20 protein-coding genes are annotated in these 22,008 nt (G+C 61.4%); 14 read left to right on the forward strand and 6 right to left on the reverse strand.

The features are described 5' to 3' along the window. The first annotated feature begins 48 nt into the window (after positions 1-48). Positions 49-1,428: a chromosomal replication initiator protein DnaA gene (dnaA, locus tag OP10G_RS00005; protein WP_144240911.1), complete on the forward strand. Its 1,380-nt coding sequence runs from the start codon at positions 49-51 to the stop codon at positions 1,426-1,428. Here the strand turns inward: dnaA and OP10G_RS00010 are convergent. Then, positions 1,425-1,754, reverse strand: a complete 330-nt coding sequence (locus tag OP10G_RS00010; RefSeq protein ID WP_144240912.1) for a VOC family protein — start codon at positions 1,752-1,754, stop codon at positions 1,425-1,427. The genes dnaA and OP10G_RS00010 overlap by 4 nt on opposite strands. A 250-nt stretch (positions 1,755-2,004) precedes the next feature. On the opposite strand from OP10G_RS00010, the gene OP10G_RS00015 reads away from it, so the two are divergent. From OP10G_RS00015 to OP10G_RS00045, 7 genes are all read left to right on the forward strand, one after another. Next, positions 2,005-2,772 (forward strand): creatininase family protein, encoded by a 768-nt coding sequence (locus OP10G_RS00015; protein WP_025227947.1) that lies wholly within the window; start codon positions 2,005-2,007, stop codon positions 2,770-2,772. After that, entirely contained in the window at positions 2,769-3,320 is a 552-nt protein-coding gene (locus OP10G_RS00020) for an outer membrane beta-barrel protein (RefSeq protein WP_025227946.1), read from the forward strand. The genes OP10G_RS00015 and OP10G_RS00020 overlap by 4 nt, the downstream gene beginning before the upstream one ends. A gap of 100 nt (positions 3,321-3,420) precedes the next feature. Continuing rightward, complete coding sequence (gene hflX, locus OP10G_RS00025) at positions 3,421-4,683, forward strand: GTPase HflX (protein ID WP_025227945.1); 1,263 nt, start codon at positions 3,421-3,423, stop codon at positions 4,681-4,683. Positions 4,684-4,887: 204 nt separating this feature from the next. Next, positions 4,888-5,802: a peptide chain release factor N(5)-glutamine methyltransferase gene (gene prmC / locus OP10G_RS00030; RefSeq protein ID WP_025227944.1), complete on the forward strand. Its 915-nt coding sequence runs from the start codon at positions 4,888-4,890 to the stop codon at positions 5,800-5,802. Next, positions 5,774-6,310 (forward strand): peptide deformylase, encoded by a 537-nt coding sequence (gene def, locus OP10G_RS00035; protein ID WP_025227943.1) that lies wholly within the window; start codon positions 5,774-5,776, stop codon positions 6,308-6,310. The genes prmC and def overlap by 29 nt, the downstream gene beginning before the upstream one ends. A gap of 180 nt (positions 6,311-6,490) precedes the next feature. After that, positions 6,491-7,405, forward strand: coding sequence for a methionyl-tRNA formyltransferase (fmt, locus tag OP10G_RS00040; protein ID WP_025227942.1), 915 nt, complete (start codon positions 6,491-6,493; stop codon positions 7,403-7,405). 11 nt (positions 7,406-7,416) lie between these two features. Further along, positions 7,417-8,694, forward strand: a complete 1,278-nt coding sequence (locus tag OP10G_RS00045) for a TolB family protein (RefSeq protein ID WP_025227941.1) — start codon at positions 7,417-7,419, stop codon at positions 8,692-8,694. A gap of 33 nt (positions 8,695-8,727) precedes the next feature. Here OP10G_RS00045 and OP10G_RS00050 read toward each other — a convergent pair whose 3' ends face one another. Continuing rightward, complete coding sequence (locus OP10G_RS00050) at positions 8,728-9,588, reverse strand: phytanoyl-CoA dioxygenase family protein (protein ID WP_025227940.1); 861 nt, start codon at positions 9,586-9,588, stop codon at positions 8,728-8,730. 62 nt (positions 9,589-9,650) lie between these two features. Here OP10G_RS00050 and OP10G_RS00055 point away from each other — a divergent pair, with 62 nt between their 5' ends. The 4 genes from OP10G_RS00055 to OP10G_RS00070 all read left to right on the forward strand — a co-directional run bounded on the left by OP10G_RS00055 (position 9,651) and on the right by OP10G_RS00070 (position 16,057). Next, complete coding sequence (locus OP10G_RS00055) at positions 9,651-10,637, forward strand: NAD(P)H-dependent glycerol-3-phosphate dehydrogenase (protein ID WP_025227939.1); 987 nt, start codon at positions 9,651-9,653, stop codon at positions 10,635-10,637. 133 nt (positions 10,638-10,770) lie between these two features. After that, positions 10,771-11,298 (forward strand): hypothetical protein, encoded by a 528-nt coding sequence (locus OP10G_RS00060; RefSeq protein ID WP_038472241.1) that lies wholly within the window; start codon positions 10,771-10,773, stop codon positions 11,296-11,298. A 43-nt stretch (positions 11,299-11,341) separates the two neighbouring features. Further along, positions 11,342-13,339 carry an alpha-ketoacid dehydrogenase subunit alpha/beta gene (locus OP10G_RS00065; protein ID WP_025227937.1) on the forward strand — a complete coding sequence of 666 codons (1,998 nt, stop codon included), beginning with the start codon at positions 11,342-11,344 and terminating at the stop codon, positions 13,337-13,339. A 174-nt stretch (positions 13,340-13,513) separates the two neighbouring features. Then, a complete protein-coding gene (locus OP10G_RS00070; protein WP_084178737.1) occupies positions 13,514-16,057 on the forward strand; it encodes a DUF1549 and DUF1553 domain-containing protein in 2,544 nt (847 codons plus the stop codon). Positions 16,058-16,162: 105 nt separating this feature from the next. Here OP10G_RS00070 and OP10G_RS26585 read toward each other — a convergent pair whose 3' ends face one another. Further along, entirely contained in the window at positions 16,163-16,771 is a 609-nt protein-coding gene (locus tag OP10G_RS26585; protein ID WP_025227935.1) for a hypothetical protein, read from the reverse strand. Positions 16,772-16,928: 157 nt separating this feature from the next. On the opposite strand from OP10G_RS26585, the gene OP10G_RS00080 reads away from it, so the two are divergent. Beyond that, positions 16,929-18,527: a tetratricopeptide repeat protein gene (locus OP10G_RS00080; protein ID WP_158409090.1), complete on the forward strand. Its 1,599-nt coding sequence runs from the start codon at positions 16,929-16,931 to the stop codon at positions 18,525-18,527. Positions 18,528-18,650: 123 nt separating this feature from the next. Here the strand turns inward: OP10G_RS00080 and OP10G_RS00085 are convergent, their stop codons facing one another. Further along, complete coding sequence (locus OP10G_RS00085; RefSeq protein WP_025227933.1) at positions 18,651-19,103, reverse strand: transposase; 453 nt, start codon at positions 19,101-19,103, stop codon at positions 18,651-18,653. A gap of 203 nt (positions 19,104-19,306) precedes the next feature. Here OP10G_RS00085 and OP10G_RS00090 point away from each other — a divergent pair, with 203 nt between their 5' ends. Next, complete coding sequence (locus tag OP10G_RS00090; protein WP_025227932.1) at positions 19,307-20,785, forward strand: DUF1501 domain-containing protein; 1,479 nt, start codon at positions 19,307-19,309, stop codon at positions 20,783-20,785. Here OP10G_RS00090 and OP10G_RS00095 read toward each other — a convergent pair. Beyond that, entirely contained in the window at positions 20,775-21,467 is a 693-nt protein-coding gene (locus OP10G_RS00095; RefSeq protein WP_025227931.1) for a phytanoyl-CoA dioxygenase family protein, read from the reverse strand. The genes OP10G_RS00090 and OP10G_RS00095 overlap by 11 nt on opposite strands. Beyond that, positions 21,448-21,942 (reverse strand): redoxin domain-containing protein, encoded by a 495-nt coding sequence (locus OP10G_RS00100; RefSeq protein WP_025227930.1) that lies wholly within the window; start codon positions 21,940-21,942, stop codon positions 21,448-21,450. The genes OP10G_RS00095 and OP10G_RS00100 overlap by 20 nt, the downstream gene beginning before the upstream one ends. Between the last annotated feature and the right edge of the window lie 66 nt (positions 21,943-22,008).

The raw sequence follows: 22,008 nt of genomic DNA on the forward strand, positions 1-22,008 counted from the left end.
GTGTATAATCCGTTCCCCGCCTGCCTTCTGGCCGGCACTTCGACAACCATGAAAGACCTGTTCACACTTGAAACGACCGACGATCTGCAACGACTTAAGGCAGCATGGGAGGGAGTTCTCAAGAGACTGGGACCGGAGGTTCCGTCGGCCTGGTTCGAGCGATTCATCCGGCCGTTGAAGCCGGTTTCGTTCGAAGGGGGCGTGGCCATTGTCAACGTTCCGGGCAAGTTCGTGCTCGAGTGGGTGCGCGAGCGATACGTCGCCACCATCGCGTCGATGCTGTCGGACGAGTTGGGACGGCCGGTTGTGGTGGAACTGCGAACCGAGCCGCGGGAGAAGGCGAAAGCGGAAGCCCAAAACGTGCCTCCGAGCCGGCTGGCGGTCTCGACGGAGGAGCCGTCGTTTCGGCCTTCGGAGAAGTTTTCGTTCGACTCGTTCGTCGTTGGACAGAGCAATCGTTTGGCGCTCGCGGGCGCCCGTGCGGTGGCCTCGGAACCGGGAGCAAAGTACAACCCGCTCTTCATCTATGGCCCCTCCGGCTTGGGGAAAACCCATCTGCTCCACTCGATCGCGCGGGAGATCTTGAATGTAAATCCGCGCTTTCCGCTGGTTTACGTCAGCGCCCAACAGTTCGCGGAAGAGTTCGTGACGTCTCTACAAAACAATCGGATTGAGCAGTTCCGCCGCTCTCAACGCGCGGTCGGGGTCTGGCTAGTGGACGATATCCAGTTCGTGGCCGGGAAGGACAAGACGCAGGAAGAGATCTTCCACACCTTCAACTACCTTCACTCGCTGGGCAAACAGATCGTTCTTACCTCCGACCGTCCGCCGCGCGACCTATATTTGATGGACGAGCGCCTGCGCTCTCGCTTCGAGGCGGGTCTCGTGGCCGACATTCAGATGCCCGACACCGAGACGCGGTGCGCCATCCTACTCAGCAAAGCTGCCCACGAGCGGGTTGAGCTCGACCACGCGGTGGCAATGTATCTAGCCGAGAACGTTCCCGGCAACATTCGCGTTCTGGAAGGGGCTCTAACCAAAGCCGTCGCCCATGCCAGCGTCGAAGACCGGCCGCTATCGATGGAGATCGCCAGGGCGATGGTGGAGCAGTACTACCGCGCCGGAGTAATGGAAAAGCCGGCGTTCGACCAGATCGTAGGCGCGGTCAGCAAGCATTTCAAGATCTCGTCGGACGAGATCAAGGGCACTTCACGAAAGGCGCCGATCGTCCACGCCCGCCACATCGCCGTCTATATCACCCGCGAGATCACCGGCGACTCGTGGAAGCACATTGGAGGGCTCTTCGGCGACCGGGACCACACCTCGATGATGCACGGCTACCAGAAAATCTCGGAGATGATGCATCACGATAAGGACCTACGAGCGCAGATCAAGATGCTGATCCGGAATTTGTATCCGGAGAATTAACCGGCGGCAACGAGCTCGATCAAGTTCCCCACCGGATCCCGCAGGACCGCAACTTCGCCTCGCATTTCGCATGCGAGGCCGGAGCGGGCTAATCGCTCGACTTCGACGTCCACGTCGAGAACCTCTAAGTCGAGGCAAAGCGTTCGTTCGGGGGGATCGACTTCGGTTTCCGGTCCAAGGCGGTGCAGGACCAGGTACGGCTTTCCGCGGCCGAGAAAAATGCACTTATCGTTCTCGAAGAAGGTCGGCCAATCCGTGAGGGTCCGATAAAACTCCGACATCGCCTCGAAGTTACGGGCGGCAATGACTACGTTCGATAGTCGCACGCCACATTCTAACTCATGTAATTCATGCTTAAGGCAAAGCCCGTCCTGCCGCTCGGTTTGGTAGGGATTAAGGGTACGTACCACTCGGGCAAGCCCCAACGCCTGCAGTTTTGGCCGCTCCTGTCCCCCTTGCGCCCTGGGCGTGAGGGGATCTGTCGCGGAGGGCGCGAAGGGGAGGACCGAGAACGGGTAAGCACCGAGCAAACCCGGGGGCAGGCCGGGTTTTCCCCGTTGAGTCAGAATCGATCCTATGAAGCTCGCCGAGCTAACTTGGATGGACGTCGAGGTCCTTTCCCGCGACGTCGTTGTGCTCATACCGACCGGGTCGCTTGAGCAACACGGTCCTCACCTTCCGCTATTCACCGATAGCCTCATCGCCACCGCGGTGGCTCAAGGGGTCGAGCAGGCGATACCGGAGCAGGTTTTGCTCACGCCGACGCTCTGGCTCGGCGCAAGCGGGCACCACCTCAAGTTTCCAGGGTCGCTCAGCGCCGACTTCGATACCTACATGGGGGCGATCGGAAGCGTCGTTCAATCGCTCCTGCCCCATGGCTTCCGCCGCTTTTACGTACTGAACGGACATGGCGGCAACACCTCGCCGAACGACATGGCGATGCGGAAGTTGAAGGCGCTCTATCCGGAAGGGACGTTCGCCCATAGCGGCTATTTCGCATTCTGCGAGCAAGCGATCGCGCACACGCTCGAAGGTCCGCTGAAGGGGATGCGGCACGCGTGCGAAGCGGAAGCCAGTCTGATGCTGCACCTTCATCCGAATCTGGTTCGAAAGGAGAAGCTAAGGGACGACGGGCTTATCGCGGAGCCGCCGGTGAAAGGTCCGGTGCACCATTTCGACGAGATCACCGAGCAGGGATCTTTCGGCTACGCGACGTTCGCGAGCGCCGAAAAAGGGCGCACCATCTTCGAAGCGGCGGTTGCGGGCGCAACGGAGGAACTGCGAACCATCGCGACCGGGTATGTTTTGCGCGGGCTCGAACCGGCCCAGGAAAGCACCAGATGAATGTCAAGCCGCTGATCGCCGTCATCGCTCTCGCCGCCATCTCCGCGGCGCACGCCCAAGACCAACAGAGTCTCGGCGTCAATATCGGAGGCCAGGTCGGCGTTTACATGCCGACGAGCAGCGCCGTGCGCGATGCTTTCGGTAAGAGCGTCCTCAACCTCGGCCTGGGTCCGGTCGGCGGCACGAACCGTCCGAGCTCCGGCTCTCTCACTCCGTCGCTGGAATTGCTGTCGGCGAACAAGAACGGGAATCGCCTGTTCATCGGCACCTTTACCTACGGCTATGAGAAGCACCTCGCGCCGGATGAGAGCACGACCGTTCCTTACGTCCGAGTGTTCGGCGGGGGCGCCTACTTCGACTACGGCATCACGCAGGTCGGGGTACGCAACTCTGCCAAGAAGTTCAGCACCACCGGCGGCGTCGAGGCCGGCATCGTCTTTGCCAACCGACTCAAGCTATCCGCGAAGTACAACGTCTATCCCAAGCAGGATGGATTCGACTTCAGCGGCTTCTCGCTGAGCGCGACGTACTCGCTATTCAAGCTCTGATCCGCGGCATGCAGTTAGCGGTCGGGCGTTGTCGGATTCGGAACCGTTCCGAATCCGACGACGCCTATCTACTGCCAGCCGTCCTCCGCTAACTAACAACATGTCCAAAATGGAATCTCTGGAGCTGCTCGTCGAGCGAGCGGTGCTGGTCTATCTTAACGAAGACGAAAACGAAGACCGAATGGTCGAAGCCGAGCTCGAAGGGCTCTGCGAGGCGGCCAATGTCGAGCCTGTCGCGAGCATTCGTCAACGTCTCGACCGTCCTTGGAAGGGAACCTACGTCGGCAAAGGGAAAGTGCTGGAGATTTCCGCGCTTGCCGCCGAGGTCGACGCCGACCTCGTGCTTATCGACGCTGAGCTGAGCGGAATCCAGCAGCGAAATCTGCAGGACCAGATTGGACGCAAGGTCGTCGACCGTACGCAGCTCATCCTAGACATCTTCGCCCGTCGCGCCAAGACGCGGGAGGGGATGCTGCAGGTAGAGCTTGCCCAGCTCACGTACATGATGCCGAAGCTCATGTCCGTTTACACGAAGTTCGAGCGTCAAAAAGGCGGCATCGGCATGCGCGGTCCCGGTGAAACGAAGCTGGAATCGGATCGACGCCTCGTCAAGGAAAGGATCGCCCGCCTCGGCGACGAGATCGAAGAGGTAAAGCGGGTTCGCGCCCAGCAGAGGGCGTCGCGCCGGAAGCATCCGTTCCCGTTCGCCACGATCGTCGGCTACACGTCGGCGGGCAAATCGACGCTGATGAACCGGTTCGCCGGGACCGAGCTTTTGGCCGACGCGATGCCGTTCGCCACGCTCGATCCGACGACTCGGAAGGTCGACCTGGAGGAAGGGTACGCGATCTTCCTCACCGACACCGTCGGCTTCATCCGAAACTTGCCGACCCACCTCGTGGCCGCGTTTCAGTCGACGTTGGAGGAGGTCACCTTCTCGGATTTCGCCCTTCACGTCGTGGACGTGAGCACGCCGTCGTGGGAAATTCAGCGAGACGCGGTCTTGGAGACGCTCCGTATCTTGAAAGCAGACGACAAGCCGATCATCACCGTGTTCAACAAGATCGACGCGCTGAATGACCCGACGGAAGCAAGGCGGCTCGTCGCCGAGTTTCCGAATTCGGTCGCGATCTCGGCGACGACGGGCGAGGGAATGGACGATTTGCAGAATGCGATCGTCCGTCAGGTCAAGGACCTCCTGAACTCGGTTCAGATCCTTATTCCGTACGACCATCAAGGGGTTCTTCAAGAGTGTTATGACTTCGGAAGGGTTCGCCAGGTGGAGTATCGGGAGGACGGAATCTACGTGGAAGCGGAGTTGGTCAACGAATTGCGCGAGCGGCTACGCGGCTACGCCATCTGACGCGAAGCACCGTAGCGTCGACGCCCCCGCCGATGATCCCGGTGTACCGTCGGTTCTAACGCGAAGCGTGTAGACGCAGGTTGGCTCGTACCTGCGGACAGCCCCCGTCGATCCTCATGTTGGGTCAATGCGCGAAACACTCTCGCGCAGGTACGAACCAACCTGCGTCTACACGCTTCGCGTTAACGGAGGTAGATACATATCGTGCGGCTCGATGAATGGATACGACATGCCCAGAAACGCCTCGCGGCGTCGGGGATCGAGTCGAGTCGCCTCGAAGCTCAACTGTTGGCGGCTCATGTGTTGCGGGTCGATCGGTCCTGGCTGATTGCCCATCCGGAGCACGAATTCAACGAGCTCGCGGGGGAAATGCTGCTTCAGCGGCGGGAAAGCCGAGAGCCGTTGGCGTACATTCTTGGCCGCCGGGAGTTCTACGGGCGTCAATTTCGGGTGACCCCCGCGGTTCTTATCCCCAGGCAGGAGACGGAGGTGCTGGTCGAGGCGGCCTTAGCAGAGGATCACACGTCCAAGATGGACGTGATAACCACGGGCGGGAAAGCCGTGCCACTACGTGTGCTCGACATCGGCGCCGGCTCCGGGGCTATCGCGATCACGGTTAAATTGGAGCGACCGGATTGGGATGTCACTGCCGTCGACATATCGCCCCCTGCTCTCGAGCTTGCCGAAGAAAATGCAAAGAGCCTAGGAGTGGAGATCCGGTTCGTGCTTTCCGACGGCTTCGAGCAGCTTATCGGCGAGTCGTTCGACCTGATCGTGACGAACCCGCCGTACATTGGCCACGACGAGCCGCTGATGCCCGACGTGGTAGAGCACGAACCGCACGTGGCGCTTTTTTCCGGGAAAACTGGATTGGAGTTCTACGAACGCCTCTCCCGCGAGGCGATGAACCACTTGAACGACGGTGGCCGGTTGATGATGGAGGTCGGCCACCGGCAAGCGAGGACGGTACGCGAATTGTTCGAATCCGGGGGGTGGCAACACGTGCAGACCGCCCAAGATTTGAGCGGCATCGACCGAGTTCTCGTGATGGCTTGGACGTATGAATGCGCGACTGCCATAATCGACTCCGATGCAGATCATCGTCCCGGACGAGTTTAAGCACCTCTACATTAACGACGCGGATCATCCGATCGTGAAGATCCCGGCCCCCGTGTTGCGTCAGCAAGCGATCGAGCTGCCCAAGATCACCAAGAAAACCCTCTTGCTGATCGACGACATGCTCCGCATCATGCGTCGCGCCAACGGAGTCGGACTGGCCGCGCCCCAGCTCGGGATCCTTCAGCGGCTCATCGTCATCGCCCCCGAAGGGATGCGCCCAACCGCGATGGTGAACCCGAAGATCGTAAAGATGGAAGGGGAGCAGATCGGCCAGGAAGGTTGCCTCAGCATCCCCGGCCTTTACGGCGACGTAAAGCGGGCGTTCTACGTGGAAGTCGAAGCGCTCAACCGTAAAGGCGTCCCGGTCACCTTCGAACTAGAGGGAATGCCCGCCCGAGTCGCCCAACACGAGATCGACCACCTCGACGGCAAACTATTCATCGACACCGTCATCACCGAAACCCTCCACTGGATCGATCCGGCGCAGCCGCATCCGGATGAGGAATGAGGATAGGCGTTGGGCGTTGGGAATAAGGTAATGCCCAAAAGCTAAACAACGCCTCAACGCCTCAACGCCTCAACGCCTCAACGCCTCAACGCCTCAACGCCTCAACGCCTCAACGCCTCAACGCCTCAACGCCTCAACGCCTCAACGCCTCAACGCATCAACGCATCAACGCCTACATCTATGCCCCTCATCTTCTTCGGCACCTCAACCTTCGCCGTCCCTGCCCTGCGGGCTTTGGCGGGCGATGTCGTGTTGGTGGTCAGTCAGCCGGATCGGCCGGGGCGGCGGGGGATGCGGTTGCAGGCGACTCCGGTTAAGGAGGCGGCTTTGGAGTTGGGGCTGCCAGTTGAGGCGCCAGAGAAGAGTCGGTCTCCCGAATTCGTCGAGCGGCTGGAATCGTTGGAAGCCGACGCGTTGGTGGTCGCGGCTTATGGGCAGATTCTCTCCCAGCGCGTGCTTGACTCGGCGAAACGGGGGGGGATCAACTTGCATGGATCGATCCTTCCGAAATACCGAGGGGCGGCGCCGATCCAGCGGTGCATTCTGGATGGCGAGACCGAGACCGGCGTTACCCTGATGCAGATGGACCGGGGGATGGACACCGGCGATATGATCGAAATCGGCCGGCTCGCCATCGGTCCCGACGAGACGTACGGGGAGTTACAAGACCGTTTGGCGATCTTAGGGGCCGAGATGGCGGTGCGGTGGATGCCTCGAATCGTGGCCGGCAACTACCCGCGGACGCCGCAGGATAGCGAGCAGGCGACGATGGCGCCCAAGATCGAGAAAGCGGAAGCCGAACTCCGTTTCGACCGCGACGCCGCCGCCGAATACAACCGTTTCCGCGCCTTTACTCCCAGCCCGGGCGCCTTTCTCCAGACCCGCTTCGGCGTGATCCGAATCGGACAGGCGCGGCTCCACGGCGAAGTTCAGGCCGAGCCCGGTACCTTAGTGGCGACCGACCGGCGATTGGTCGTCGCGTTTGCGCAAGGCGGGCTCGAACTGTTAGAAATCCAGCCGGAAGGTAAAAAGAGAATGCGCGGGTCCGATTTCACCAACGGGGCACGATTGCGACCTGGCGACCGTTTGCACTAATTGACGCTCATATGGCAACCACTCCCGCTACCCCAGCCGGCGAACTGCAGCCCAAGATCGTGCACAAGCGCACGGTCCGGGTTCTGATCCTCGTCTTGATCCTCGGCCTCGTCGCCTTCGCCCTGAAGTTCTACTTCGACCATCGGACCGACCCGGATTTCGGCGCGGTGGAAACGAACGGGATGGTCGCCGCCATCGAGCTTCAGCGCGACGGCCAGCGGCTCGTCGTCTTCGATAAAGACGGAAAGCGCATCGAGCCCCCCGGCTATCCGGATGGAGCGATCGAGCGCGACATCGCTTGGCGTCCCGACGGCAACCGCATCTTCTTCGTGAGCAACCGCGATAAGAAGGCGTTCCAGATCTATCGATGGAGCCCGGTCAGCGGAGTGGACCCGCAGGTCAAGACACAGGAAAATCGGGGCAAGAGCAACATCTCCTTCCCGCCCGCGGCGACCGCCGATCCGGACCAAAAGTTCTTGATGACGACCGGCGGATACGTGGTCGAATACGATCCGAAGAACCAGAAGGGGCACCAAGTGCTGCCGCCTATCGAGCACGAGGTCGCTCAATCGGCGGACCCCACCGGTGAGGGCGGCGGCTCCACCGGGCAGTTTTCGTCGATGTACAGCCAACTGGGAGACAGCTTCCGGACCGCTCGATGGTGCGCCCCCGACACGATCGCCGCCGTTATGCGCGGCGATAACGGCGAAGTTCTCATCGTTCAGCGGATCGCTCTGCACGGCGAGAAACTAGAGCCGCCGAAGATGGTCGCTATTGCCGACCGGATCGATCTGGACGTGAGCCCGGCTGACGGAACGATCGTCTTCACCGCCACCAAAGTTCGGTGGCCGGCCAAGACCGCCCTGCCGAAGTCTCAACGCTACCCTCATTATCTGGCCTTCTATCGCCTTGGCGATTCCAATGCGACGCTGATCGCGCCAACGGTCATGGGTGACGACTGCTACGGCTCCCCCGCGGTGAGCCCGCAGGGTGACCGGGTTCTCGTGGTAACCGGAACCTACGACCCGGCCTCCGGTGGTCTTGTGCCGAAGAACCTGGTTACGGTTCCGATCCAGAGCGGAGGCATCCTGGCCAAATCCGTGCTCGTCGATGCTCCGGTTTTCGAGCCGACTTGGTCTCCCGACGGCAAACGAATCGCCTACGTCAAACGGACCCCTTCCGGAAACCGAGCCATCTTCGTGGCCAACAACGACGGCTCCGACGAAAAGAACCTTTCCGGCGACAAGGGCAATTTCTCCAGTCCAAAATTCTCGCCGCAGACGCGGTGAGCAGGTTAGGCGTTAGAGTCACATGCTCGGCGCCTAACGCTCTTCTTCCGAATACGCGTGCGCGCCGGGAACGCTGACGTAGTCGATGTCTCCGGAAACATACTCGGCGCTTTGTCGCAAGTCCGGGTGTTGGAGGAGGTCGCGGGCGCTTTCGTGTAGCTTGAAGGTACCGGCGGGCCACCAAGCTACGAAGTGGATCATCGCCATCATCGGACGAGGGGTCTGGGTTCGGTTCGGCATTCCGGCGTGCCAGAGTCGCATATCGCGGATGACGACGCTTCCCTGCGGAACCGTCGGCTGGAACGGCGGCGCGAACTTTCTCCGGGCTTCCAACTCCTTCTCGCCGACCTCGATGTCGCCGTGCTGCAAAACGACCGAGGTATCGAGATGCGAGCCGGGCCAGATCTCGGTGGCGCCGTTCTCCGGGCTCATGTCGACGAGGCCGACGTTGACGACGAGCGCATAAGCGGGGTGGGCGACCTCTTGGTCCGGCCATAACTGCCCCATGTCGGCGTGGACGGGCTGGCGGCTTTCGCTGGGCATGGCCGTGTTTCCGCTGTAGAAAGAGTTGTACATGCCCGGGCCAAGAATCGACTTCGTCACCTGGATGACGATGTCGTTTGCGAGGACGTCACGGAATAGGTACGGCGGGAACGGTGGCGGATCTTGCTGGACGTTGCCGCGGTTCCAATTGAACGGAGCGTTCGGTCGATTGACGAACCGGTCGACGTCTTCAAGAACTCGTTCGCGAAGAATTCGGATGTGCTCCAAGTCGATCACATCGTTCAGGACGACGATTCCATCCCTCCGCAGGGCGTGGTTCGCCTGGGCAAGTTTCTCGGGTCGGAGAACACCGGCGGCGAGCTCGTCGGCAGTGACGGGGATGGACACCATAGTGGTGTAAGCGTAGCCGATCCGGCGGCGCTCAGCAGTTCGAGCGTAAGCTCTTGGGAGAGATGCACGTCGCCGTTCTTGGATCAGGTAGTTGGGGTACCGCGCTTACCATTCTTCTCGCCCGCAACGGGCATTGCGTCACCTTGCTCGGGCGAAACGAAGAGGAGATCCGCGATCTACGCGAGACGCGCGAGAACCACCGCTACCTATCGGGCTTCACTATCCCAGAAAATGCCACCTTTTCGATGCTGGGTCAGGATGCATTGGACGTCGAGATGACGGTCGTCGCGGTTCCGTCCGGAGCGGTTCGCGATATCGTTTCGAGAATTCGCGGAAACCACCCGCTTGTGGTGGTCGCGGCGAAAGGTCTGGAGGCGCATAGCTCGAAGCTGATGACGGAAGTCGTGGCCGAAGCGCTCCCGGGAGCGGAGACCGGAGTGCTGAGCGGGCCAAATCTAGCCGTCGAGATCGCCAAAGGAATTCCGACGGTCGCGGTCGCCGCTTACCGAAGCCGGGAGGCGGCGGAGCGAGTGCGCGACGCATTCAATTGCCCAAGCTTCCGCGTTTCGGTGAGCGACGACGTCGTGGGTGTGGAGCTTGCGGGTGCGCTTAAGAACGTGCTCGCGATCGGCGGCGGAATGTCGGACGGGCTGGGGTTTGGGGACAACACGAAGGGCGCCTTCCTCTCGCGAGGACTCATGGAGATGGCCCGCATCGGCTCTGCGATGGGAGCTCGGGCGGAAACCTTTCTGGGGCCGGCAGGGGTGGGGGATTTGTTCGCAACGGCGGTCAGCCGGCTTTCACGAAACTACCGCTTGGGTCGCGCCCTCGGCGAAGGGCGGACTCTAGAACAGGCGTTGGCCGAGCTTGGTCAAGTTGCCGAGGGGGTGCCGACAAGCGAAGCGGTCGGGCAGTTGGCCCGCATTCATGGGGTCGATCTGCCGGTCTTCATGGCCGTCGAGGCGGTCCTAAAGGGTCTTGTGTCGCCCCAAAAGGCGGTCGCGCTCCTCATGGAGCGGACGGTTAAGATGGACGACTTCATAGGCTAGCAAAGCCGGAGCGCGGGCGTCCCCGCCCGCACCCAGGACCGCGCGGGCGTCCCGCCCGACCCCGGCGTACGAAGTACGCCCAAAGAAAGCCGCTCAGGAGGGCGGCGGTCCGGGGCGTCATAATTAAGGGGGCATGGCGAAGGGGAAACTTGGAAAGCGACTGGGAGTAGGGTGTCTTGGCCTGCTCCTTGTTGTGGGCGCCTTGCTCGCTTTTACCGGTCCCGGGCATGACATTCAAAACATGTGGCGCAACGGGGCCATCGGGGCGATTCTCTTCCCCGAAAAGCAACGCACCTACACGGCGACCAACGAACAAAACCTTCGCGCGATCCACACCGCACTCATGCTCTATCACGACTCCGAAGGGCAATTCCCTCAGGCGAGCGGGTGGATGGATGCGATCGAGCCGCGAATCCGGACGAGCGATATGGACGCGAGCGAGGCGAAGAAAAAGCTTATTCGGCCGGACCTCGCGGGTAAGCCGGGGGAGTTCGGATACGAGATGAACGACGCCGCGAGCGGAAAGTACAAAGACGACGCCGGGGCGAAGACACCTCTCATTTTCGAATCTAAGCCGACCTCCCGCAACGCCCACGGCGACCCTGTCAAGGACCGGGACGGATACGCGATCACCGTGGACGGGACGCTTCTCAAGCACTGACGCTCTATAACCGGGCGGTCAGCCCATGCCACAATAGACGGCAATGCTCCCCGATTCAACGACGAATCCAGGAATCGCCATGTCGACCATTTCTGAGAACCGCGCCTACTCGAAGCTCGATTTCCTACGGCTCATGCTCCTAAGCCGAGAGGGAGACCGGCGGGAGGGGATTCTCCTTCGCCAAAGTAAGGGCTGGTTTCAGGTCAGCGGAATGGGCCACGAGGCGCTCGGCGTGCTCGCCTATCTTCTTCGCGAGGACGATTACATCTTCCCTTACTACCGCGACCGCGCACTGATGCTGGCGCGAGGGCTTCCGAACTACGACCTCGCCCTCGCCTACTTCGCCAAGCGCGAGAGCTCTTCCGGCGGGCGTCAGATGCCCGGCCACTACTCCAGCCGCGAGCACAATGTTTTCTCGGTCTGCACGCCGACCGGCGGTGGCCTCCTTCCGGCATGTGGCACCGCCTGGACGATGAAGCTCGCGGGGAAAGATTCGGTTTGCCTCGCCACGATCGGCGACGCCGCCTCGCGCCAGGGTGAATTCTTCGAGGCGGTGGCGTTTGCCATCCAGGAGAAGCTTCCGGTCATCATTCTGGTAGAGGACAACAAATACGGCATCTCGACGCCGACGGAGAAATTCCTTCCGTTCCACCTGGGGATGATCGATGAGAGCGCTTATGTCAAGGTCGACGCGCGCTACCCCGATAAGATGTACGAAGTCGGCAAAGCCGCGGTCGAGCGGGCTCGGCGAGGCGATGGACCGACCCTGATCTGGGGAGATCTGGACCGGCTCTCCTCCCACACCTCCAGCGACGATCACCGCGTGTACCGGCAGCTCGATGAGATCGACGCGATGAGCCTACGCGATCCGATCCGCCTCCTTGCCGAGGAGCTGATCGCAACCGGCGAGCTAGACGAAGCGACCTGGAAGCGTCTCCAAGAGGAAACCGCCCAGATCGTCGACCAGGACTATTTACGCGCGGAGACCGAAGCCGACCCTCGCCCCGAGGATGTGCTGCTGGAGAATTTCGGCGACGATCCTGCGCGGGAGGCTCCGCCTCTCGCAGGCGATCAGCGGATGACGATGGTCTCCGCGATCAACCAGACCTTCCGAAAGGCGCTGGAAAACGACCCGACGGTAGTGTTCTTTGGCGAAGATATCGAAGACCCCAAGGGCGGGGTGTTTGGGCTTACGAAGGGGCTGAGCGAGAACTTTCCGAATCAGGTGTTCAACTCTCCGCTCGCCGAGGCGACGATCATGGGGGTCGCGGTGGGGATGGGCGCTTATGGCTATAAGCCGGTCTTCGAGCTACAGTTCGTCGACTTCTTCGCCCCGGGCTGGAACCAGATCACGGCGAACATGTCGACGTTGCGCTGGCGCTCGTTCGGAGGGTGGAAATGCCCGTGCGTGATCTACGCCCCCTACGGGGCTTACCTGCCCGGCGGCTCGCTTTGGCACAGCCAATCGAACGAGGCGTATCTGGCCCACACGCCAGGGATCAAGGTAGCGATCCCCTCGACACCCGAAGATGCGGCAGGGCTGTTCTGGACGGCGATCCAGGGGGACGATCCCCACTTTATCCTCATTCCGAAGCACATCTTCCGGAAGCAGATGCAGGTCGGTACGGTCGAGGCGATTCCGTTCGGGAAGGCCAAGATCGTTCGCGAAGGGGCGGACGTGACCTTGGTGACCTGGGGCAACTGTCTCGAACTAGCCCAGGAAGCCGCCGACTCCGGAATCGCCGATATCGAGATTATCGACCTCCGGTCGATCGTCCCATGCGACTACGAGGCGATCGCCAATTCCGTGGAGAAGACCGGCCGACTCGTCGTCGTCCACGAGGATAACCGAACCGCGGGCTTCGGCCAAACGGTAGTCACCGAAATCCTGAGCCGCCCCGAGTGGTTCAACCACTTCCTCTCGCCGCCACAACTCGTGGCGCGGGAGGATGTGCACATCGGCTACAACCCGATCTACGAATACGCCGCCCTGCCGGACATCAATCAGGTGCTTGATGCGATTCGGGTTGTGATGGAGTAGGGGGGTTGCGGCCGGAGGGTGTGGACTGATGGGACGAATGGGACACATGAGACCCATGAGACTTAGATGTCCCATACGTCCCATTGGCTAGGGTAAAGCCTCACGCTAACACCGCAAGACCCCGGGGCGCCCCTTGCCTAAACTCCGGCCTTAAGGCATAGTGGAATGGATCCTATGCGGTGGACAAGCAGAGTTGCGAGGCAGGGGTTGGGGTGGGTCTTTTCGGTTGGGATCTTCTCCGGAGGGCTCTATGGTTTTACCGGGGCGCCCGCGCCCAAGGTGACGTTCGCCGACGTCGCTCCGATCATGAAAGCGCATTGCGTCCGATGCCATGCCGCGGGGCAGGCGGCGGGCGGGCTGGCGCTGGATTCGGTGGCCGGAGCCGTGAAGGCGGCAACGCCTGGAAAATCCGACGCCAGCGTCCTGATGCAACGAATTCTCGGCCAAGGCGGAAAGCCTCAGATGCCGATGGGGTTCACCGCCCTCAGCGATCGCGAGATAGGAGTTATCCGAGCCTGGATCGACCAAGGCTGCCTCGCCCCCGCCAAGTCCGCTACGTCTCACTGGGCGTACGTGAAACCGGTACGTCCAGCGGTGCCCAAGACGAAGAACGGGAAGTGGGTCCGGAACCCGATCGATGCGTTCGTGTTGGCGAGATTGGAGAAGGAGAAGCTACTTCCCTCCCCGGAGGCGGATCGGACAACGCTCATTCGTCGGGTCACGCTCGACCTAACCGGTCTGCCGCCGACCCCGGCCGAGGTCGACGCGTTCATCGCCGATCACTCTGCTAACGCCTACGAAAAAGTGGTCGACCGCCTCTTGGCGAGCCCGCATTACGGGGAGCGGATGGCGCTGCCTTGGCTGGACGCCGCACGCTATGCCGACAGCAACGGGTTTCAGATGGACGGCGACACGTATCAATACGTGTGGCGCGACTGGGTAGTCCGGGCGATGAACGCGAACATGCCGTTCGACGAATTCACGACCGAGCAGATCGCCGGTGACTTGCTTCCGGACGCGGTCGAGTCAACCCAAAAGGGTCGCGACAAGATCGTCGCCACCGGCTTCAATCGAAACCACATGCTGAACGGCGAAGGGGGCGCGATTCCCGAGGAGCAGCGGAACGTCGGCCTGTTCGACCGGGTCGACGCCACGTGCACCACCTGGCTCGGCCTCACCATGGCGTGCGCCCGCTGCCACGACCACAAGTACGACCCGCTCACCCAGCGCGACTACTACGGGATGATGGCGTTCTTCAACAACGTCCCCGAGTCCGGCGTGCCGGACGGAGGCGTTCCATACAGCATCGCCAAGCCGTGGATCTATGCGGGGACTCAGGAGCAAATGGACCGGATGGCGGCGATGGAGTCGCAATCCGCCGCGGCCGCGCCGGCGGTAAAGCAGATGGAGGATTCGCCGGAGACTAAGGCGGCTCAGATCGCATGGGAGGAAGCCGCCGATCCTAAGTTGCCCAAAGAGATATCGGACATCCTGCGAATCGAACGCTCCAAGCGCAATCCCGATCAGGCGGGAAAGGTTCGCGGATACTTCCTCGATCACGCCCTTCCCGCCGCATCCGCCGATCTTCGAAAGCGGTTCCAGGCGATGCAGAAAGAGCTCGGCGATCTGCGAGGTTCGATACCGCGGGTGATGGTGATGTCGGATCGCCAACCCCGCGAGACCCACATCTTCTCGCGAGGCAACTACGACGCGCCGCTCGACAAGGTGACGGCTTGTACGCCGGCCACTCTTCCCGCGATGCCGGCGGCGACGCCGAGAAACCGCCTCGGTCTGGCGCGGTGGATGGTTAGTCCGGAGAATCCGCTTACCGCCCGCGTCCAGGTGAACCGATATTGGCAGCTCTTCTTCGGCAAAGGGCTGGTCAAGACGCCGGAGAACTTCGGCGTGCAAGGCGAGGCGCCTACCCATCCGGAACTGCTGGACTGGCTCGCCGTGGAATTCCAGGCGAGCGGCTGGAACGTGAAGCGGCTGCAGCGGATGATCGTCACCAGCGCCACCTACCGGCAATCTTCAAAGGCGACGCTCGCATCGCGCAAGCGCGACCCGGAGAACCGATTCCTCGGCCGCGGAGCGCGCTTCCGATTGCCCGCGATGCTTCTCCGCGACGAAGCGCTCGCGGCGAGTGGGCTGATCGACTTAACGATCGGCGGCAAGCCGGTCTATCCATATCAGCCTAAGGGGATATGGGATGGACTGGCGATCACCGACGAGCGCGACTTCACCTATCCGCAGTCGAAGGGCAAAGATCTCTATCGTCGGAGCATCTATTCGTTCTGGCGCCGCACCGTCGCGCCGGGAAACATGTTCGATGCGTCGTCTAGGCAGGTTTGCACCGTCCGCCAAGGGCAAACGTCGACGCCGCTGCACGCGCTGACGATGCTGAACGACGTCACGTGGGTTGAAGCGGGCCGAGCGTTGGCAGCGCGGGTGATGCCTTTGCCGACACCCGAAGCGCGGCTCACCGAAGCGTTCCGCCGAGTGTGCGCCCGACGCCCGGACGCCGACGAGCTCCGAATTCTGCGGCGAAGCCTGGATAGATCCCTTGCGGCGTTCAAAGCCGACCCCAAGTCCGCCGACGCATATCTCGCCCAAGGCGCATCACCACGAGATCCAAAACTAGATCGCGTCGAACACGCCGCCTACGCCTCAGTCTGTCTGGCGATACTGAATTTAGATGAAGCGCTAACCAGAGAGTAATCCGAAGCCCCCTCCTCTTGCGCGGCGATGTTTGTGCGCCGTGGAGGAGGGGGTTGGGGGTGGAGGTTCCGGCACGGGCCCCTTTGTGTGCGATTCCCTCCGCGGCTAGCGACCGCGGAACAACGTTGTCCAACCCAGGTACGCGAAACGGCGAACCAGCACGGGCGGCATATCTGGGTGCCCTTCTTGGAATCGCCTAATCGCGGAGAGGAACCCTCGGCCAACCGTTATGTCGCCGACCAGACGGCGTGCCCTCGCCGTCGCCCAAAGGATCATGACTCCCCTGACAAGAAGCGCCGTGACGAAAACTAAGACAACTGCGAGCGCAACCTGCCAAGCCTCGCGATGAAGCGAGTAAATGACCAGGATCGGCGTTACCGTCAATGGATAAATGGCCAAACCCGAATTAACCCGGTCGGTCAAAAGCGTCAGGGCCACCCCAAACCGAAGCTCATCTGGAGACAGGCTTTGGGCCAGTTCGGCGTTGATCAGCAACACCGTCTTACGCGAAGTGGGTAACAACCCTTGGGCCGGACGGCATGTGAACGAAAGCTCCGGCTGTGCCGGAGAGGCTACTTCCGGTCGCGGAAGCGATAAATCGTCGGCGACCTCAAAAACCAGCTCCTCAAGGCCCGGAGACACGTACCTAAGACCGCCCGTCCAGGGCTGTCCCAAGGTCCGACCTATCGTGGTGACCGTGTCACGCCAGTTCATCCTCCCTTACGGTACTCCGCATATCGTGGCCAGAACGTTTTTGATTCGATTTTTGGAAGGCTTTCAACTCGGGCGGGCCGCCCGAGATACCCACGGGCAAGCTGCCCGTGCCACGTGGAGAGGCAAAAAGGGCTGCCGCTTTGGCGAGATGAGTGGCATGATAAGGGGAGCGGAAACGACGATGAAGTCTCTGGGTCTCTTTCTTTGCCTTGCTACGGCGGTCGCGCATGGCCAAGGCATGTGCCCTCCGCCGCCGGCGCAGACGGCGATCGTGGCTTTTCCGGCCGGAACCATCATTCCGGGGGTCGGTACCACCGATCTCCCGATCACGACGAAGAGCGCGAAGGCGCGGCAACTGGCCAAGCAGGGGTTCGCCCTCATCCATTGTTTCTGGTTCAACGAGGCGGTCCGCTCATTCCGAGACGCGACTAAGGAGGACCCCGCCTGCGCGGCGGCTTGGCTCGGGCTGAATGCGTCGCTCACGCTTCCCTGGCATCGGCCGAGCGAGTATTCCGCGGAGGCGGATTACGCCATCAGGCGCGCGGTCGAGACATGCGGCGACGCAACCGACCTCGAACAAGCGGTGATTGCCGCCTATCGGCTGCGGTCGGTGCAAGTGGACGACCGGGAGAGCGCATTCGAGCGGGCGATGATGCAGGTTGTACAGACCCATCCAGACGCCTTCGAACCCCGCCTCCTCCTTTCCGCGATCCGTACTCAGCTCTGCATGAACGACCGGTACGACAACAACCTGAATCCGCGCGAGGAGCTCACCAAGGTTCTCAAGCTGATCACGCCGATCCTCCAAAAAGACCCGATGAACGCGGGAGCCCTTCACTATCGGGTCCACGCCTTGGAAGGAAGCGCGCCGGATCAGGCGGTGCTCGCCGCCGATCGGCTCTCCCAGGCGGCGCCGGCGAGCGGCCACATGGTCCACATGCCCGGACACATCTACAACCGCGTCGGAATGTACGACAAAGCGCGAGATTCCTTTCTTAACTCGGTGCACATCCACGAAGAGTACGCGAAGAAAATCCCCGGAGCCACCGCCGACATCGACTGGAACTATGGTCACGACGTCGATTTCCTGATCTTCAACCTCGCTGAAATGGGTCGGATTAAGGAAGGTGAAAAGTGGCTCGCCCGGAGCCCCGGGTCGTGGGAGAAGCTCGCCTGGCGGGCTGGGCAGTGGGACAGGCTCGCGGATAAGTCGAAGACGCACTTCTTCTTGGGCATGGCGGCGCTACAGCGTAACGACCTCAAAACCGCCGGCGACGAGTCGCGCAAGTTGGAGGCGGAAGCGGCCAAGAACGCCCTCCCGAAAACCGGACGTTGGAGAATCACCCAAATTCGAATGCAGCAAGTAGAAGCCGCCGAGCTGAAGGGGCTTCTCCTTAGCCAGCAAGGAAACCACGACGAGGCGCGGAAAGAGCTTGCCAAGGCGGTGGCGATTTACGAGCTCGTTTGCTACGAAGAGCCGCCGTACTACCCGCGGCCGCCGTACGAAACCGAGGGGGAAGTGGACCTCGCCGCCGGGAAACCCGAAGACGCCCTCAAGGCGTACCAAAAGGGGCTCCGCGCTCGGCCCGGCAGCGGTTGGATGCTGTACGGCATCGCCCTTTCGCAGGAGAAAGCCGGACATCCGGCGGAGGCTAAGGCGGCCTACCAAACGTTCTTAACCGCCTGGAAGGGCGCGGATCCGGATTTGCCGCAAGTCGTCCACGCGAGGGCCTATCTAAGGGACAAACTCTCTTAATACCAAGGGGAAAGCCCAAAGGAACCATCCGCGACCCGCAGCCCGGAACGGGCGACCTCCTAAAGCGAAGGGCGCAGCCCTGGTAACGGAAACACCGACAATGAAGAGCCCTGAAGGGGCGATCTAATCCCAGACGTACTTCTCGTCGAACTCGATGCCGCTCTCAGCGAAGAACTTTCTCATCTCCTCTTGAAAGGACAGCCTTCGGTGGTGCGCCTCCTGGTTCTGGATGCACGACACGACACCCCCGCAATGGACCGGATCGACAGAGAACGCCGCGTATCCGCTTTGCCAAGCGAAGTCTCTGAGGTACGGCCTTTTCGTCTTAAGCCAACTCGACGAGCTCGTCTTGACATTGCCGATCGTCGAGGCGAGGGTTTTCGTTCGGGAAAGCTGAAATAGGACGTGGATGTGGTCGAGATATCCTCCCACCTGGATGGAAGGCGAACCATCGTTTCGGAGTACGGCGATAAGGTAAGGAAAGAGCTCTTCTTGGACGTCGCTGGTCAGAACCGGCCGACAGTCCTTCGTGCTGAACACGGCGTGGACGAGCACGTTGGCGAGACTCTGTGGCATTTCGCCGATTATATCGACGACTGGGATTAGACCGCCCCTTCAGGGCTCGGGTTCGCGCGCAACTGTAACCAGGGCTGCGCCCTTTGCTTTAGGAGGTCGCCCGTTCCGGGCTGCGGGGGCGCGTCCGCTTTGGGCGGGCCGAGAAACCACTTTATCCCAACGTTGGATTTTTCGGCATAAACTGAAAGGCGGCCCGAAACCTTATGAACCCCTTCTTCGAACGCGACCTTAGGATCTCTCGACGGCAGCTTTTCGGAACCGGCGCCAAGGGGATCGGCGTTGCCGCGCTGGCCGGCCTGTTGACGCAGGACGGATTCGCGTCGCTTCTTCAAGGGCACGCTCAGCATCATGGGAGCGGTCCCTTGCCCGGACTTCCCCACTTCCCTCCTAAGGCGAAGCGAGTGATCGTGTTATGGCAAGGAGGAGCGCCTTCGCAGGTCGATCTGTTCGACTACAAGCCTGAGCTACTCAAGCATCGGCTCGAGGAGCTACCCGCATCGCTTCGAGAAGGGACCCGGCTCTCCACGATGACGTCGGGGCAGAACAAATTTCCAATCTTGCCCGCGATCAAACCTTTTCGGCAGTACGGCCAATCCGGGATGTGGCTGTCCGAAATGATTCCCCATACCGGGTCGATCGCCGACGACATCTGTCTGGTGAAGTCGATGCACACCGACGCGGTGAACCACGCACCGGGGGTTACCTTCTTCTTGACCGGGAGCCAAATTCCCGGCCGGCCGAGTATGGGGGCATGGGCAACCTACGGCCTTGGCAGCATGACCGACGAGCTGCCGGCCTTCGTGGTAATGACTTCGTCGGACGAGAAAAAAACCTGCGGGCAGCTCTTCTACGACTACTACTGGGGGAGCGGATTCATCCCTTCCAAGTATCAAGGCGTCCGATTCCGAAGCGAAGGGGAGCCGGTTCTATACCTGAACGACCCACCCGGCATGTCGCCACAGCTAAGACGAGGAGTCCTCGACGACATCGCTGCGCTCGACAAGCGGCGGCTGGCCGACTACGGCGACCCGGAGATAGAAACCCGAATCACGCAGTACGAGCTCGCCTTCAAGATGCAGACGAGCGTCCCGGAGCTTACGGATATCTCAAAGGAGCCGAAGAGCGTGCTCGATATGTACGGCCCGGATGTTGAGAAGCACGGAAGCTATGCTCACAACTGCCTTCTAGCTCGCCGCCTCGTCGAGCGGGGCGTTCGGTTCGTCCAGCTCATGCACTCCGGTTGGGACCAGCACACGAACCTCGATACCCAACTTGCCCTCCAATGCCGCGATACCGACCAACCGTCGGCCGCACTAGTTAAAGATCTTAAACAGCGTGGCCTACTGGACGACACGATCGTCCTGTGGTGTGGGGAGTTCGGACGGACGGTGTTCGTCCAAGGCGACATCAATCGCGAGAACGGCCACGGCCGCGACCACTTCGGGGCTTGCTACAGCCTCTGGGCCGCCGGAGGCGGATTCAAAGGGGGCGCGGTCCACGGCGAGACCGACGACTTCTGTTACAAAGTCGTCAAAGATCCAGTTTCTGTCCACGACATGCAAGCCACGATCCTGCGCCAACTCGGGATCGACCACGAACGGTTGACCTACGAATACCAAGGCCGGAACTTCCGCTTAACGGACGTTTCGGGCCAAGTCGTGCCCGAGCTAGTCAAGCCCTGACTGGCCAGCCCAAGGCCCAGATCAGCGGTTTGGGGAGATCGCGGGAGGCGTATTCGACGTGGAGCACACGCCGGTGGCTTGGCGACTCGGCTTGGGAGGAGGCATGCAAAGTCAGGGGTCGCATCAGGATCACGCCGCCCGGTGGAGAGGTGTAGGTCTGCTCCCCGTGTTCGGTGACGAGTCTCAACGCCTCGGACTTTGGCAGCTTTCCTAGTAGGTGGCTGCCGGGCACGGCGCGTAGCGGACCGTTTTGTAGACCGCAGTCGTCCAGATGAAGCCGGAGCGCTACCATGCTCGAAAGCACCTCGGACGGAGCCCTTACGTGGTTCATCCCCGCTTTCACCGAAAATGCGGTGAAGCCGGGAACGTCTGCCCGCGATTGGACGGCGATGGTGACGTCCTGATGGTACGGGACTTTCCAGTTAGCTCCGGGGTGTTTGTCGAAGTAGAGGACCCGTACGACGCGGGCGTCGTTCAGAACCTGGGAAGCTAAGCGGCCGAGGGCGCCGGCGGTCGCGAGCTCCCGCACCGTAAAGTCGTCGTGCAAGGTTCGGTCGCCAGCCCCTTCGCCGACGAGGGGCCGGATATGTTCGATCAGCGATTCCACTTCCGAATGCGGAAGAACGTCCGGGACGGTGACGATTCCGTCCCGAGCGAGGTCGCTAAGCCACGGATTGGGCATCGAGATCGCCGAGCGCCCGCTCGATCGCTTCGTAGTCCGGGAAATCGAGCAGGGTTGGGGTCTGTTCCGAGTAGCGGATCACTCCCTCGCGGTCGATGATGAAAACGGCGCGGGCGGTACCGGGGCCGAGGCCGGCGAAATCTGGCCATACGACGTCGTAGGCACGAGCGACGTCGTGTTGAAAGTCGCTAAGCAGGGGGAAGCCGATATTTAGGTGCTTCGACCACTCTTCGAGCACGAACGGGCTATCGTTGCTGATCCCGTACACCCGGGCGTTCGCGGCCTTGAACTTGCCGAGCCCCTCCGTAACATCGCACATCTCCTTGGTGCAGATATGGGTGTATGCACCCGGATAGAACAACAGAACGACGTTCTCCTTTCCGCGATGGTCGCTCAATCGAACGTCGTGGACACCCTCGGCATCCTTCGTTTTCAGCGTGAAATCCGGCGCAACGGTTCCGACCGATAATGGCATGGCTGGAGCGTACCAGAGGTTTTAGGCTCCTTTCTATCGCATCCGAAGCCTCGAAGACGATATCGG

The organism is Fimbriimonas ginsengisoli Gsoil 348 (genome assembly GCF_000724625.1).
In the GTDB taxonomy this organism is placed as follows: Bacteria; Armatimonadota; Fimbriimonadia; order Fimbriimonadales; family Fimbriimonadaceae; genus Fimbriimonas; species Fimbriimonas ginsengisoli.

Coding starts and splice junctions, on each gene's coding strand:
- dnaA (WP_144240911.1), top strand. CDS start 49: ATGAAAGACCTGTTCACACTTGAAACGACCGACGATCTGCAACGACTT.
- OP10G_RS00015 (WP_025227947.1), top strand. CDS start 2,005: ATGAAGCTCGCCGAGCTAACTTGGATGGACGTCGAGGTCCTTTCCCGC.
- OP10G_RS00020 (WP_025227946.1), top strand. CDS start 2,769: ATGAATGTCAAGCCGCTGATCGCCGTCATCGCTCTCGCCGCCATCTCC.
- hflX (WP_025227945.1), top strand. CDS start 3,421: ATGTCCAAAATGGAATCTCTGGAGCTGCTCGTCGAGCGAGCGGTGCTG.
- def (WP_025227943.1), top strand. CDS start 5,774: ATGCAGATCATCGTCCCGGACGAGTTTAAGCACCTCTACATTAACGAC.
- fmt (WP_025227942.1), top strand. CDS start 6,491: ATGCCCCTCATCTTCTTCGGCACCTCAACCTTCGCCGTCCCTGCCCTG.
- OP10G_RS00045 (WP_025227941.1), top strand. CDS start 7,417: ATGGCAACCACTCCCGCTACCCCAGCCGGCGAACTGCAGCCCAAGATC.
- OP10G_RS00050 (WP_025227940.1), bottom strand. CDS start 9,588: ATGGTGTCCATCCCCGTCACTGCCGACGAGCTCGCCGCCGGTGTTCTC.
- OP10G_RS00055 (WP_025227939.1), top strand. CDS start 9,651: ATGCACGTCGCCGTTCTTGGATCAGGTAGTTGGGGTACCGCGCTTACC.
- OP10G_RS00060 (WP_038472241.1), top strand. CDS start 10,771: ATGGCGAAGGGGAAACTTGGAAAGCGACTGGGAGTAGGGTGTCTTGGC.
- OP10G_RS00065 (WP_025227937.1), top strand. CDS start 11,342: ATGCTCCCCGATTCAACGACGAATCCAGGAATCGCCATGTCGACCATT.
- OP10G_RS00070 (WP_084178737.1), top strand. CDS start 13,514: ATGCGGTGGACAAGCAGAGTTGCGAGGCAGGGGTTGGGGTGGGTCTTT.
- OP10G_RS26585 (WP_025227935.1), bottom strand. CDS start 16,771: ATGAACTGGCGTGACACGGTCACCACGATAGGTCGGACCTTGGGACAG.
- OP10G_RS00080 (WP_158409090.1), top strand. CDS start 16,929: ATGATAAGGGGAGCGGAAACGACGATGAAGTCTCTGGGTCTCTTTCTT.
- OP10G_RS00085 (WP_025227933.1), bottom strand. CDS start 19,103: ATGCCACAGAGTCTCGCCAACGTGCTCGTCCACGCCGTGTTCAGCACG.
- OP10G_RS00090 (WP_025227932.1), top strand. CDS start 19,307: ATGAACCCCTTCTTCGAACGCGACCTTAGGATCTCTCGACGGCAGCTT.
- OP10G_RS00095 (WP_025227931.1), bottom strand. CDS start 21,467: ATGCCCAATCCGTGGCTTAGCGACCTCGCTCGGGACGGAATCGTCACC.
- OP10G_RS00100 (WP_025227930.1), bottom strand. CDS start 21,942: ATGCCATTATCGGTCGGAACCGTTGCGCCGGATTTCACGCTGAAAACG.